This window comes from Cognatishimia coralii (genome assembly GCF_037478305.1).
GTDB classification, from domain to species: domain Bacteria; phylum Pseudomonadota; class Alphaproteobacteria; order Rhodobacterales; family Rhodobacteraceae; genus Cognatishimia; species Cognatishimia coralii.
On sequence record NZ_JBBGAZ010000009.1, the window covers coordinates 45,816 to 59,999 of the forward strand.

Below are 14,184 nucleotides of genomic sequence, written 5' to 3' on the forward strand. Positions count from 1 at the left end.
CGGGGCCTCTTTTTATGTGTAGGCAAAGACCAGAAGAATTGCGCCAAGGATCACGCGATAGATCACGTAGGGCGTAAAGCTGACCGACTTCAAAAGGCGCATCATCAACTGAAGGGCCAAAAGCGCGGAGATAAAGGCCAGGGCTGCCGCGATTGCGCAGTCTCGGATCATGCGCGGAGTCCAGTCGGATCCCGTCTCAAGCAGCAAATACCCCCCGCTTGCAATGATCGCAGGAATGCTCATCAGCATTGCCAAGCGCGCACTGCTTTCGCGGTCATAGCCAAGCGCGCGGGCGCCCGTGATGGTAATGCCTGACCGCGACGTGCCGGGGATCAGGGCAATGGCCTGCCATAGGCCCAGTTTGATTGCGTCCCTCAACGTCCAATCAGTGTCTTTCTTGGTCACTTCGCCGCGCTGATCCATCCACCAAAGCAAAAGACCAAACCCAAGCATCGTCCAACCGATGACCGCCATTGATCGCAAAGCATCATTCAGGCCGGTCACGGCCAGAAACACGCCAAAGATCATGACGGGGATCGTCGCTATCAACAGATGAAACGCAAGCCGAGCGCCTGGCGTGGTCAGCCGCCCCATCAACATCATGGGGATGCCCGCCAACCCAATTTTCACATCGCGCCAAAAATAGAGCACAACGGCCCCAAGCGTTCCCACATGCACCGCAACGTCCAGAAGCTGCCCCTGATCCGCAGCACCCATGGCTTGGGGCAGCAGTATGAGGTGTCCTGAAGATGAAATGGGTAGGAACTCGGTAATGCCCTGCACAACCGCCAATAGAATCAAATGATAAAGCGCCATTAAAACTGCCCGCGTTGCCTGCTTTCTCCGTATATTCTATCGCGATTTTAATTGATAGGAGGGCATTAGGTCCGGTTCGGATTTAATTTTTCGAAATTTTCTTCCTTTTTCACTCTTTCTGCGACGTTTTTTCCAAAATAGGTCAGCATATTTTACTTTTATCTGGAAAGATGCTTGTTTATGACCTGCGCTACGAAGAATTTTAGGAGGCAGCGACTGTGGCCAAGCAACCGATGCTGAAATTTGTGACTGTGGAACGGGATATGCCCGAAAAACGGTCAGCCGAAGTGCGCAACGAGGATTTCCTCGAAATATATGCGCCGTTCATCAAGGCCAAGGCCGAAGAACAAGCCAGCCGCTGCAGCCAATGCGGCGTGCCCTATTGCCAAAGCCACTGCCCGCTGCACAACAACATCCCTGATTGGCTGAACATGACGGCGACGGGCCGTTTGGAAGAAGCCTATGAACTGAGCCAGGCTACCAACACCTTCCCCGAGATCTGCGGCCGCATCTGCCCGCAAGACCGTCTCTGCGAAGGCGGTTGTGTCATCGAGAATTCCGGCCACGGCACCGTGACTATCGGCGCGGTCGAAAAATACATCACCGACACCGCGTGGGAAAAAGGTTGGGTCAAGCCGATCACACCTTTGGCCGAGCGCGCTGAGTCCGTCGGCATCATTGGCGCAGGCCCCGGTGGTCTGGCTGCAGCCGACATGCTGCGTCGCGCGGGCGTTCAGGTCACTGTCTATGACCGCTATGACCGCGCAGGCGGCCTTCTCACCTACGGCATCCCTGGCTTTAAGCTGGAAAAAGACGTCGTCATGAAGCGCAACGATCAGCTGACCGAGTCTGGCGTGACCCTCAAGCTGAACTGCAACGTTGGCGAGGATATCTCTTTTGATGACATCCGCGGCGCGCATGACGCTGTGATCATCGCAACCGGCGTTTACAAATCCCGCGATCTGGGTGGGCCGGGCGCAGGTGCGAAAGGCATCGTGAAGGCGCTGGACTATCTGACTGCCTCGAACCGTCTGAACTTCGGTGACACCGTGCCGGAATTCGAGAGCGGCGAGTTGAATGCCGCAGGCAAAAAAGTCGTCGTGATCGGCGGCGGGGACACCGCGATGGACTGTGTGCGCACCGCGATCCGACAGGGTGCCGAAAGCGTGAAATGCCTTTATCGTCGTGACCGCGCGAATATGCCGGGTTCGCAACGCGAAACCAACAACGCCGAAGAAGAAGGCGTGATCTTTGAATGGCTCTCCGCCCCCAAAGGCTTCACCGGCGATGCCGTCGAAGGTGTGATGGTGCAAAAAATGCGTCTCGGCGCGCCCGATGCATCTGGCCGCCAGTCCCCCGAGGTGATCGAAGGCGCGGATTATGTCGAAGAAGCGGATCTGGTGATCAAGGCACTGGGCTTTGAACCCGAAGACCTGCAAACGCTTTGGAACCAGCCTGACCTGCCCGTGACCCGCTGGGGCACCGTGAAAGCAGAGTTCACCACCGGCGCGACCGATCTGGAAGGCGTTTATGCGGTGGGCGACATCGTGCGCGGCGCGTCCCTTGTGGTCTGGGCGATCCGCGATGGCCGCGACTGCGCCGAAGCGATCCTCAAGAAATTCGACGCCGCCAAAACCGTCGCTGCGGAATAACCGCTTACCTGAATTCGCTGGCCAGATGCTGCGCGCTCTGGCCGGTCTCAAGATTGACCTACCGCACAAAGGAAGGCCTACGATATGACGAAATATGATGAAAACTGGGTCCGCGACGAAGAAGCCAAGCGGGCATATATGGCCGAAAACGGTCTTTATTCTGAATCCGAGGAACACTCCTCTTGCGGTGTGGGCCTCGTTGTCGCTGTCGACGGCAAACGCAGCCGCAAAGTCGTGGACGCGGGCATCGACGCGCTGAAAGCGATCTGGCACCGCGGTGCTGTGGACGCAGACGGGAAAACCGGCGACGGCGCGGGTATTCACGTGCAGCTGCCTGGTGAGTTCTTCTACGACCAGATCAAACGCACCGGCCACGAGCCAAACAAAGACGAACTTTTCGCCGTCGGTCAGGTCTTCCTGCCCCGCACCGATTTTGGCGCTCAGGAAACCTGCCGGACCATCGTGGAATCCGAAATCCTGCGCATGGGGTACTTCATCTACGGCTGGCGTCATGTGCCCGTCGATGTGACCTGCCTTGGCGAGAAAGCCAACGCGACCCGTCCAGAGATCGAACAGATCCTGATCAGCAACTCAAAGGGCGTTGACGAGGAAACTTTTGAGCGTGAGCTCTATGTGATCCGTCGCCGCATCGAAAAAGCTGCCGCTGCCGCTGGCATCGGAGAGCTTTATATCGCGTCGCTGTCCTGTCGCTCGATCATCTATAAGGGCATGATGCTCGCCGAGCAGGTTGCGGTTTTCTACCCAGACCTGATGGACGAGCGCTTTGAGTCCGCCTTCGCGATCTATCACCAGCGCTACTCCACCAACACCTTCCCGCAATGGTGGCTGGCCCAGCCGTTCCGCATGCTTGCGCATAACGGCGAGATCAACACACTCAAGGGCAACCTCAACTGGCTGAAAAGCCACGAGATCCGCATGGCCTCTGAGTTCTTTGGCGACATGGCCGAAGACATCAAACCTATCGTTCCGGGTGGCGCGTCTGACTCCGCCGCTCTGGATGGGGTTTTTGAGGTCATGGTCCGCGCAGGTCGCTCGGCCCCGATGGCGAAAACCATGCTGGTGCCAGAAAGCTGGTCCAAGACGGCGGTTGATCTGCCGAAGCCTTGGATCGACATGTATTCCTACTGCAACTCTGTGATGGAGCCATGGGACGGCCCGGCCGCTTTGGCGATGACCGACGGTCAATGGGTCTGCGCGGGTCTGGACCGTAACGGCCTGCGTCCGATGCGCTATGTGGTGACGGGCGATGGTCTGCTGATTTCTGGCTCTGAGGCGGGCATGGTCCCGATTGACGAAGCCACTGTGGTCGAAAAAGGCGCTCTTGGTCCGGGTCAGATGATCGCGGTCGATATGGCCGAGGGCAAACTTTACCACGACACCGAAATCAAAGATTCCTTGGCGCAGGCCCGCCCCTATGGCGACTGGGTTGGCAAGATCCGCGATCTGGATGCCGAGCTTCAGGCCGTGACCGAGACACCCTCTTTCACTGGCAACGATCTGCGTCGTCGTCAGGTGGCGGCTGGTTATTCTATCGAAGAGCTGGAACAGATCCTCGCGCCCATGGCTGAGGACGGCAAAGAGACGCTCGCGTCTATGGGCGACGACACCCCCTCGGCGGTTCTGTCCAAACAGTATCGTCCGCTCAGCCACTTCTTCCGTCAGAACTTTAGCCAGGTCACCAACCCTCCGATCGACTCCTTGCGCGAATTCCGCGTGATGTCGCTGAAGACCCGCTTTGGCAATCTCAAGAACGTTTTGGATGAGGACGGCAGCCAGACCGAGATCATCCTGCTGGACAGCCCATTCGTGGGCAACGCACAGTTTGACACGCTGATTGGCGCCTTTGACGACACCGTTGTGACCATCGACTGTACCTTCCCAGCCGGCGGCGAAGCGGGCGCATTGCGCGCGGCGCTGAACCGTGTGCGGGACGAGGCCGAAGACGCTGTGCGCTCCGGCGCGGGTCACATCGTTCTGACCGACAAAGCCCAAAGCGCGGACGCAGTGGCCATGCCGATGATCCTCGCGACATCTGCGGTGCACAGCCATCTGACCCGCAAGGGCCTGCGGACTTTCTGCTCTCTGAACGTACAGTCTGCCGAATGCATCGACCCGCATTACTTCGCGGTTCTCGTGGGCTCTGGCGCGACCGTCGTGAACGCCTATCTGGCCGAGGACTCCCTTGCCGACCGCATCGAACGCGGCCTTCTGGACATCGACCTGACCACCGCCGTCGCCCGCTATCGCGAGGCGATTGACCAGGGTCTTCTGAAGATCATGGCGAAGATGGGGATCTCTGTGATCTCGTCCTACCGAGGCGGTCTCAACTTCGAAGCCGTGGGCCTGTCCCGCGCGATGGTTGCGGAATTCTTCCCCGGCATGACCAGCCGTATTTCCGGCATCGGCGTTGCGGGCATTCAGAAGAAAGCCGAAGAAGTCCACGCCAAGGGCTTTGGCGGCGCAGACTCGATCCTGCCCATCGGTGGTTTCTACAAAGCGCGTAAGTCTGGCGAGAGCCACGCATGGGGTGCGCAGACCATGCATATGATGCAAGCGGCCTGTGACCGTGCGTCTTATGACCTTTGGAAGCAATACTCCAAAAAGATGCAGGCGAACCCGCCGATCCATCTGCGCGACCTCTTGGCGATCAAGCCTCTCGGCGAAGCGGTGCCTTTGGAAGAAGTCGAGAGCATCACCTCGATCCGTAAGCGTTTCGTAACGCCGGGCATGTCGCTTGGTGCGCTTTCTCCCGAAAGCCACAAGGCGCTGAACGTCGCGATGAACCGCATTGGCGCGAAATCTGACTCGGGCGAAGGTGGTGAAGATCCAGCGCACTTCCACCCAGAGCCAAACGGCGACAACCCATCGGCAAAGATCAAACAGGTGGCGTCCGGTCGTTTCGGTGTAACCGCCGAATATCTGAACCAATGCGAAGAGCTTGAGATCAAAGTCGCCCAGGGTGCGAAACCGGGCGAAGGCGGCCAGCTGCCGGGCATGAAAGTTACCGACCTGATCGCGCGTCTGCGCCACTCGACCAAAGGCGTGACGCTGATCTCCCCTCCTCCGCACCACGACATCTATTCGATCGAAGACCTCGCGCAGCTGATCTATGACCTGAAACAGATCAACCCACGCTGTAAGGTGACCGTGAAATTGGTGGCGTCTTCGGGCGTTGGCACGATTGCGGCGGGTGTGGCCAAGGCGAAAGCCGATGTGATCCTGATCTCGGGCCACAATGGTGGTACTGGTGCCTCGCCTGCGACCTCGATCAAATACGCGGGTCTGCCATGGGAGATGGGCCTGACGGAGGCACACCAAGTCCTCGCGATGAACAACCTGCGTGAACGCGTGACCCTGCGGACCGATGGCGGCCTGCGCACTGGGCGCGACATCGTCATGGCAGCAATGCTGGGCGCTGAGGAATACGGCATCGGCACCGCGGCTCTGATTGCGATGGGCTGTATTATGGTCCGCCAGTGTCAGTCCAACACCTGCCCTGTCGGCATCTGTACTCAGGACGAAGCCCTGCGTGGCAAGTTCACCGGGACTGCAGACAAGGTCGTGAACCTGATCACCTTCTACGCGCAAGAAGTTCGCGAAATCCTCGCAGAAATCGGTGCGCGGTCGTTGGACGACGTGATCGGTCGCGCGGATCTGTTGGCGCAGGTCTCTCGTGGCTCCGCACACTTGGATGATCTGGACCTTAACCCGCTCTTGATCACCGTCGATGGCGCTGCCGAGATCGTCTACAACCGCGATAAAGAGCGTAACGCTGTACCAGATACTCTGGACGCAGAAATCGTCCGTGATGCGGCACGATTCCTGCAGGATGGCGAGAAAATGCAACTGTCCTACGCGGTGCAGAACACGCACCGGACTGTGGGCACGCGAACCTCGAGCCACATCGTTAAGAACTTTGGCATGCGCAATTCTCTGCAAGAGGATCACCTGACGGTGAAACTCGCAGGCTCTGCGGGTCAGTCACTCGGGGCCTTCGCAGCTCCGGGCCTCAAAATCGAGGTGTCGGGTGACGCAAACGATTATGTGGGCAAAGGCCTGTCCGGTGGCACAGTTGTGGTGCGGCCTCCAATGAACACTCCCCTTGTTGCCAGTGACAACACGATCATTGGCAACACGGTGCTCTACGGCGCAACCGACGGCCACCTCTTCGCCGCCGGTCGTGCCGGAGAGCGATTTGCGGTCCGGAACTCGGGCGCAAAAGTGGTGATTGAGGGCTGTGGCAGCAACGGCTGTGAGTACATGACCGGCGGCGTCGCCGTGATCCTTGGCAGCATCGGCGCGAACTTTGGCGCAGGGATGACCGGCGGCATGGCGTATCTTTACGACCCGGAAGGCACAGCCGAAGCTGTGATGAACATGGAGACCTTGGTCACCTGTCCCGTCACCGTCGCGCATTGGGAAGAACAGCTGAAAACTCTGGTGGAACGGCATGCCAAAGAGACCGGCAGCCGCAAGGCGCAAGACATTCTGCAGCATTGGGATCTGGAGAAAGGCAACTTCTTGCAGGTCTGCCCGAAAGAGATGCTCGACAAGATCGCGCACCCGATTTCGGTCGAAGACGCGGCGATCCCCGCGGAATAATTCCACCATATCGCGAAATCAACCAAAGGGCGCTCAACCAGAGCGCCCTTTTTGCGATGCAGCGCCGCAACATAAACCTTTAAGCGGAAAGCCGTGGACGTTGGTTTATATTCAATGCCTTCGAGACATCGCAAATTTTCGGGCATGAAAAATACAATACTCCGAGCCAGTCTATTGGGGCTCGTTTTGGCGGTATCATCGAGCAGTGGACACGCCGGGGAATGTGGATACGAAAAATGCTGGGGCGCAGTTGCCTTCGGGCACAAAGGACGCATCAGTTATAGCTTCGGCAAATGGTCAGAGCGGGCAGCCCATAGGGAAGCAACAAAATCCTGCCGATGGATGTGCTCAGAAGTGCATACATTCTACAATGAATGCGCTGCAGTTGCGCGAGGAGCGGACCAGAAATGGGCGATCTCGACTGCGCGGACCCGAGATCTGGCTAAGGACAAAGCCAAGAAGGCCTGTAGCGCGACGTCTTACGAATGCCGCGTGATTGTTTGGGCCTGCTCACGCTGATTTCTTGCGAAAACCAGCAGTGACGCGTATCTCGTGAATAGATAGAGTGGTGATGCAGTCAATCGGGTCCAGATAAATGGCCAAAAAGGCAAGACCTAGAAAAAAGACAACAAAGAAGGTCGGGTGGTTCAAACGACAACGCCAGCGGATTCGGTTGGTGGTTGTGCGCGGATTGCTCGGAGTCAGTGCTGTGTTTTTATTAGCGATTGCTTTTTACGGGTTGGTCGATCCTCCGACCACATGGACCATTTATTCAGAACGCGAACGCCTCGGAGAGGTCGATTTCCAATGGGTCGACGCTGATGACGTTGCACCCGTTGTGTTCCGCTCTGTTGTGGCGGCTGAGGACGCCAATTTCTGCGACCACTGGGGCTTTGACATGAGCGCTATCCGAGACGCCATTGCGGATGGCGCAGACCGGGGTGCTTCGACCCTGACCCAACAGACTGTGAAAAACGTCTACCTCTGGCAGGGCCGCAGTTGGGTGCGCAAGGCGCTCGAGGCGGTGACCACGCCCTTTGTCGAGCTGATCTGGACCAAACGGAGGATCCTAGAGGTCTATGTGAATGTTGCCGAGTTTGACGAAGGCGTCTTTGGCGTGGACGCGGCAGCTCAGCATTATTTCGGGGTTTTACCCTCGCAACTTAGCGCAGCGCAGGCCGCGCGGCTGGCGGCGATCCTGCCCAACCCGAAACAACGTTCGGCCAGCCGCCCCAGCAACGCCGTGGTCAGACGCGCGGCACAGATTATCGATGGGGCAGCGACAATCCAAAAAGACGGGCGCGCCGCTTGTTTTGAATAAGCCACCACTCAGTGGTTGAATCCTTTGTGTGATTTCTGCAATTAGAGAGAGACTTCGTCTCATCCGGTGACATATGGCCCGTCTCTTTCACGCCCCTCTTTCTCCTTTCTGCCGCAAAGTGCGCCTGAGCCTTGCGGAAAAGAAAATTGAATGTGAGCTGGTTGAAGAACGCTATTGGGAGAAGGATGCAGATTTCCTGCGCCGTAACCCGGCTGGCAAAGTGCCCGTGCTGCGCATGGGCGAGAGAACCATGTCCGAAAGTGCGGCCATCTGCGAGTATCTGGAAGAAGCCTATCCAGAACCTGCTTTGCTGCCGAAAGGGGCGGATAAACGCTATGAAGTCCGCCGTCTGGTCAGCTGGTTTGACGATAAATTCCATGCCGAGGTGACCAGCAACCTTCTGTATGAGCGGGTCAATCGCAAGCTGCATGGCACAGGCTATCCGATCAGCTCGAACGTCAAAGACGGCGCGAAAGCGATCAAGTATCACCTGGACTATATGAACTGGCTGCTGGAGCATCGCCGTTGGTTGGCAGGCGACACAATGAGCCTCGCGGATTTCGCAGCAGCAGCGCATCTGTCATCGTTGGATTATATCAGCGACGTGGATTGGAACCGCTCGCAATCGGTTAAGGACTGGTACGCGACGATCAAGTCTCGTCCGGCCTTCCGGTCCATTCTGGCAGATCACGTGCCGGGCTTCCCGCCGCCACCCCATTACGCGGATCTGGATTTCTGATAGGTAGCGGAGGGGCCGTCTGCCCCTCTGAGCGGTCGCGCGTCGCGCGCCCACCCATTCACCCCGAGGATATTTCGGGCAAGAGAAAGCGTTCGGTTTGGATCTGAAAGCACGACTATTGGCCGAAGCCGAGGCGGTGGGATTTGACCTATGCCGTATCACGCGGCCTGATGCTGTGCCTTGGGTGCCGGAAGGCCTGCGTGGATTTTTGGAGGCTGGGCATCACGGTCAGATGGGCTGGCTCGCGGATCGGGTGCATTGGCGTGAAAACCCTGCGGCTTTGTGGCCTGAGGCGCGCTCTGTGATTGTATTGGGCGAAAGCTATACGCCCGAGGTCGATCCGCTGGCGGTGCATGGGATGGCAGATCGTGCGGCGATCTCGGTTTATGCTCAGAACAAGGACTATCATGATCTGGTCAAGAAACGCCTGAAGCGCTTGGCCCGTTGGTTGATTGCCGAAGTGGGATCCGAGACGGAGGTGAAGATCTTTGTCGACACGGCACCCGTGCCTGAGAAAGCATTGGGACAGGCGTCGGGGCTTGGGTGGCAGGGCAAGCACACCAACTTAGTCAGCAGAGATCTGGGCAGTTGGTTCTTCATCGGATCGGTCTTTACCACGGTTGAATTAGAGCCTGATCCACCTGAGATCGACCATTGCGGGTCCTGCCGCGCTTGTCTGGATGCCTGCCCAACGAATGCCTTTCCAGCCCCAAATCAGATCGACGCGCGACGATGCATTTCTTATCTGACCATTGAACATCACGGGCCGGTGGATGAAGGGTTACGCCCCCTCTTGGGCAATCGCATTTACGGCTGCGACGATTGTCTGGCGGCCTGCCCCTGGAATAAATTCGCCGTGGAAGCGCGTGAGATCCGATATCACGCGCGGGACGATCTGATCGCACCCAAGCTGGGCGAATTGGTCGCGTTAGACGACACTGCGTTCCGCGCGAAATTCTCGGGCAGTCCGATCAAACGCATCGGGCGCAACCGCTTTGTGCGCAATGTGCTCTATGCGATGGGGAACTCGGGGATCGCCGACTATATCCCCCAGATCGAAGGACTCAGCCAAGACCCCGACGCCACGGTCGCAGATGCCGCGCAATGGGCCTTGGCGCGACTGCGGGATGTCGCGAATGGGGTTGATCGGGGATAATCCACAGGGTAGCCCTCGGCGACCACGAGGGGAGAGAGCGACATGAGCCTGGCGCTGGGTGTTGATACCGGAGGAACCTATACGGACGCGGTGCTTATCCGAGACGAGGCCGAGGTGATCGCCTCTGCGAAATCCCTGACAACGCGCCATGATCTGGCCGAGGGTATTGGCGGCGCGGTTGAGGCGGTTTTGAGCCAATCCGGCGTAGATCCTTCGGACATTTCTCTTGCCTCCTTGTCTACCACTCTGGCGACCAATGCTTTGGTTGAAGGCCAAGGCGGCCGCGTGGCGTTGGTGCTGATCGGGTTCAAGGAAAGCGACCTAGCAAAACATGGCCTGAGCGATGCGCTGGCGGGTGATCCGGCGGTCGTGATTGAGGGCGGGCATACCCATGCAGGAGGTGAAAAAGCGCCTTTGGATGAGGTCGGGCTTTTGTCCTGGCTGACAGAACATGGGGACGGTGTTTCAGGCTTTGCCGTCGCCGCGCAGTTCGCCACCCGCAATCCGGCGCATGAGCAAGAAGCGCTGCGGCTGATCAAAGAAGCCACAGGTAAACCGGTCACCTGTTCGCACCACCTGTCTTCGAAATTGAACGGGCCCAAACGTGCCCTGACCGCGATCCTCAATGCGCGGTTGATCGGGATGATCGACGGACTGATCTCGCGCGCGGAAACGCGGCTGACAGAGCTGGGCATCACTGCCCCCTTAATGGTCGTGCGCGGCGATGGCGCATTGATTTCGGCGGACTTTGCCCGAGAGCGCCCGATTGAAACGATCCTGTCGGGCCCTGCGGCCTCTATCGTCGGTGCACGCTGGATGACGCAGGCCGACCACGCCCTCGTCAGCGATATCGGCGGCACCACGACAGACGTCTGCCTTCTTACAGGCGGACGCCCTGCGATTGACCCGGACGGTGCGCGTGTTGGTCCGTTTCGCACGATGGTCGAGGCCGTTGCGATGCGCACGACGGGCCTAGGCGGCGACTCCGAAGTACATTTCGTGGGCGAAGGCCTAAAGGGCGGCGTCACCCTTGGGCCTCGTCGCTTGCTGCCCATCTCATTGATGGCGCTTGATGCGCCCGAGATGGTGCACGAGGTTCTGGACCGCCAATTGGGCAACAGCGCGCCCGGAGATCACGATGCGCGTTTTGCGCGGCGTGTCCTGGGTCAGACACCTGTAGGTCTTGAAGGGCGCGGGGCGGATCTTTTGGACCGTTTGGGCGATAATCTGCGCCCCTTTGGAGATGTGCTTCGCAATCGCCTTGACGCGAAGGCTCTGCGCCGTCTGGTGGAGCGCGGATTGGTGCAGATCGCTGGCGTGACTCCATCGGATGCAAGCCATGTTATGGGCAAGGTTTCGGTTTGGGATCGTGACGCGGCAGAAAAGGCGCTGATGCTGTTTGGCCGCCGTCGCACGGGCGCGGGCAATCCCTTGGCGAAGTCAGCCGTAGACATGGCAAAGATCATCATCGATCAGCTTACGGATCAGACCAAATGGGCTTTGCTAGAGACTGCTTTCGCCGAAGAGGCCCATGATTTTGCCGGAACCTCCGCGGATCTGGCGCGGTCAAACATGTTGGCGGCGGCGCTCTCGGGGCATCGTGGCATTCTGCGGATGGATGCGGGACTTAACCTCCCGGTGATCGGCTTGGGCGCCTCTGCCAAAAGCTACTACCCTGCGGTCGGCAATGCGCTGAATTGCGAGATGATCTTGCCGGACCATGCAGGGGTCGCCAATGCGATTGGGGCTGTGGTCGGGCAGGTCACGATCCGTCGGCGCGGGACAGTGACGTCACCGTCCGAGGGACGGTTCCGCGTGCATCTTGATGCGGAACCCGAGGACTATGGCACGGCCGAACAGGCGATGAAACGGCTTGAAGACTGGCTGCGCACCGGGGCGCTTGCGGATGCAAAAGCGGCAGGCGCCGAGGGTATTCAGGTCACAGCTCTGCGCGACGTGAAATCCGCTCAGGCTGAAAACCGTGAGGTATTCATCGAGGCCGATATCCTTGTCGAAGCCTCTGGTCGCCCGCGTATTGCGGTGGAATAGAGCCTCATTTCGGAGAAACCCATGCCGCGTCGTTTCGTTGATCTTTCCGTGCCTTTGGAAATGGGGATCGTGTCTGATCCCCCGATCATGTTGCCTGAAATGGAATATTTGACCCATGATCAAACCGCCGAACAGGTGATGTCCTTCTTTCCGGGCCTCGCCAAAGAAGACCTGCCGGGTGGCGAAGGCTGGGCGATTGAGCGGCTCAAGATCGCGACCCACAACGGCACCCACCTGGATGCGCCCTACCACCACCATTCAACCATGAACAACGGAGAGCGCGCCATCACCATCGACGAAGTCCCACTGGAGTGGTGTATGAACCCCGGCGTGAAACTGGACTTCCGCCATTTTGAGGACGGCTATGTCGTCACCGCCGCCGATGTTGAGGCCGAGCTTGACCGGATCGGCCATACCCTCAAGCCCTTGGATATTGTCGTAGTGAACACGTCGGCGGGGACGCATTACGGCCAGCCCGACTATCTTCTCAAAGGCTGCGGCATGGGGCGTGAGGCGACGCTTTTCCTGACGGAACGCGGCGTGCGTGTTACTGGCACGGACGCCTGGAGTTGGGACGCGCCGTTTGCGCTGACCGCCAAGGCCTATGCAGAGACCCAAGATCCATCCTTGATCTGGGAAGGTCATCGGGCCTCGATGGAGATCGGCTATTGCCACATAGAAAAACTGACAGCCCTAGAAGAGCTGCCAGCCACTGGATTTGAAATTTCGTGCTTTCCGTTCAAGATCAAAGGCGCATCAGCAGGATTCGTGCGCGCCGTGGCGATCTTTGAGGACTGACATTGGCGTGCAAACAGCGCCTATTCAGCAGCATCCCGTTTTGGCAGAACCCAGCCCGCGCGCGGGAAGTGACAGGTGTAGCCGCGCGGGTTCTTCACCAGATAGTCCTGATGATAGTCTTCAGCCTCCCAAAAGTCGCTGACCGGTTCGACTTCGGTGACCACTTTCCCTGGCCAAAGGCCTGACGCGTCGACATCCGCGATGGTGTCCAGCGCGACGGCTTTCTGTGCCTCGTCGACATAATAGATCGCCGAGCGATACGACGTCCCGATATCATTGCCCTGCCGGTTCACCGTGGTCGGGTCGTGGATCTGGAAAAAGAACTCCAGGATCTCGCGATAGGAGGTCTGCGCCGGATCAAATATGATCTCGATACCCTCGGCATGGGTGCCATGGTTGCGATAGGTCGCGTTGGGCACATCGCCACCGGTATAACCGACACGGGTTTTCAGAACACCTTTCTGGCGACGGATCAGATCCTCCATGCCCCAGAAACACCCCCCGGCCAATACTGCACGTTCACTCATGCTACGTCCTCCACTTGATCGATATAGGCGCCATAGCCTTCGGCCTCCATGTCATCGCGATGCACGAACCGAAGGCTGGCTGAGTTGATGCAATAGCGCAAACCACCCCGATCCTGAGGTCCGTCCGGAAAGACATGCCCCAGATGGCTGTCGCCATGTTTTGAACGCACCTCGGTGCGGATCATTCCGTGCGTGGCGTCGTGGTGTTCGGTAACATGTGCCGCTTCGATAGGTTTGGTAAAGCTCGGCCAGCCACAACCCGATTCATATTTGTCGGAACTTGCGAACAGAGGTTCACCAGAAACAACATCGACATAGATCCCAGGCTCTTTGTTATAAAGCAAATTCCCTGAACCGGGCCGTTCTGTCCCGCTTTGTTGCGTCACCCAGAACTGCTCGTCCGTCAGATTGGCGATGACATCAGGGTCTTTGCGATATTGGGTCATAAGAACCTCCAAATATGTGTCCTGTCCAATAGATGGCGCGCGTCGTTGTAATTCAAA

Annotated in this window: 11 protein-coding genes; 8 read left to right on the top strand and 3 right to left on the bottom strand. The window is 58.3% G+C overall.

Going from position 1 to position 14,184, the window contains the following annotated elements:
- Positions 1-12: 12 nt before the first annotated feature.
- The gene (locus WG622_RS14585; RefSeq protein WP_339404281.1) at positions 13-816 is read right to left on the bottom strand and encodes an undecaprenyl-diphosphate phosphatase; all 804 of its coding nucleotides are present in this window, start codon (positions 814-816) and stop codon (positions 13-15) included.
- Between the two features lie 218 nt (positions 817-1,034).
- On the opposite strand from WG622_RS14585, the gene WG622_RS14590 reads away from it, so the two are divergent.
- The 8 genes from WG622_RS14590 to WG622_RS14620 all read left to right on the top strand — a co-directional run bounded on the left by WG622_RS14590 (position 1,035) and on the right by WG622_RS14620 (position 13,154).
- Positions 1,035-2,468: an NAD(P)-dependent oxidoreductase gene (locus WG622_RS14590; RefSeq protein WP_339404282.1), complete on the top strand. Its 1,434-nt coding sequence runs from the start codon at positions 1,035-1,037 to the stop codon at positions 2,466-2,468.
- Between the two features lie 84 nt (positions 2,469-2,552).
- A complete protein-coding gene (gltB, locus tag WG622_RS14595; RefSeq protein WP_339404283.1) occupies positions 2,553-7,091 on the top strand; it encodes a glutamate synthase large subunit in 4,539 nt (1,512 codons plus the stop codon).
- A 144-nt stretch (positions 7,092-7,235) separates the two neighbouring features.
- On the top strand, positions 7,236-7,610 hold the full coding sequence (locus tag WG622_RS19245) for a DUF4189 domain-containing protein (protein WP_369077074.1): 375 nt from the start codon (positions 7,236-7,238) through the stop codon (positions 7,608-7,610).
- Positions 7,611-7,686: 76 nt separating this feature from the next.
- The gene (mtgA, locus tag WG622_RS14600) at positions 7,687-8,412 is read left to right on the top strand and encodes a monofunctional biosynthetic peptidoglycan transglycosylase (protein ID WP_339404284.1); all 726 of its coding nucleotides are present in this window, start codon (positions 7,687-7,689) and stop codon (positions 8,410-8,412) included.
- Between the two features lie 73 nt (positions 8,413-8,485).
- On the top strand, positions 8,486-9,151 hold the full coding sequence (gene fzlA / locus WG622_RS14605; protein WP_303961274.1) for an FtsZ-binding protein FzlA: 666 nt from the start codon (positions 8,486-8,488) through the stop codon (positions 9,149-9,151).
- A gap of 103 nt (positions 9,152-9,254) precedes the next feature.
- Positions 9,255-10,307 (top strand): tRNA epoxyqueuosine(34) reductase QueG, encoded by a 1,053-nt coding sequence (gene queG, locus WG622_RS14610; protein ID WP_438839174.1) that lies wholly within the window; start codon positions 9,255-9,257, stop codon positions 10,305-10,307.
- 42 nt (positions 10,308-10,349) lie between these two features.
- Positions 10,350-12,356: a hydantoinase/oxoprolinase N-terminal domain-containing protein gene (locus tag WG622_RS14615; protein ID WP_339404286.1), complete on the top strand. Its 2,007-nt coding sequence runs from the start codon at positions 10,350-10,352 to the stop codon at positions 12,354-12,356.
- A 21-nt stretch (positions 12,357-12,377) separates the two neighbouring features.
- Complete coding sequence (locus WG622_RS14620) at positions 12,378-13,154, top strand: cyclase family protein (protein WP_339404287.1); 777 nt, start codon at positions 12,378-12,380, stop codon at positions 13,152-13,154.
- A gap of 20 nt (positions 13,155-13,174) precedes the next feature.
- Here the strand turns inward: WG622_RS14620 and msrA are convergent, their stop codons facing one another.
- Both msrA and msrB read right to left on the bottom strand, forming a co-directional pair.
- The gene (gene msrA / locus WG622_RS14625) at positions 13,175-13,681 is read right to left on the bottom strand and encodes a peptide-methionine (S)-S-oxide reductase MsrA (RefSeq protein ID WP_339404288.1); all 507 of its coding nucleotides are present in this window, start codon (positions 13,679-13,681) and stop codon (positions 13,175-13,177) included.
- Positions 13,678-14,127: a peptide-methionine (R)-S-oxide reductase MsrB gene (msrB, locus tag WG622_RS14630; RefSeq protein WP_339404289.1), complete on the bottom strand. Its 450-nt coding sequence runs from the start codon at positions 14,125-14,127 to the stop codon at positions 13,678-13,680. Before msrB ends, msrA begins: the two co-directional genes overlap by 4 nt.
- Positions 14,128-14,184: the final 57 nt, after the last annotated feature.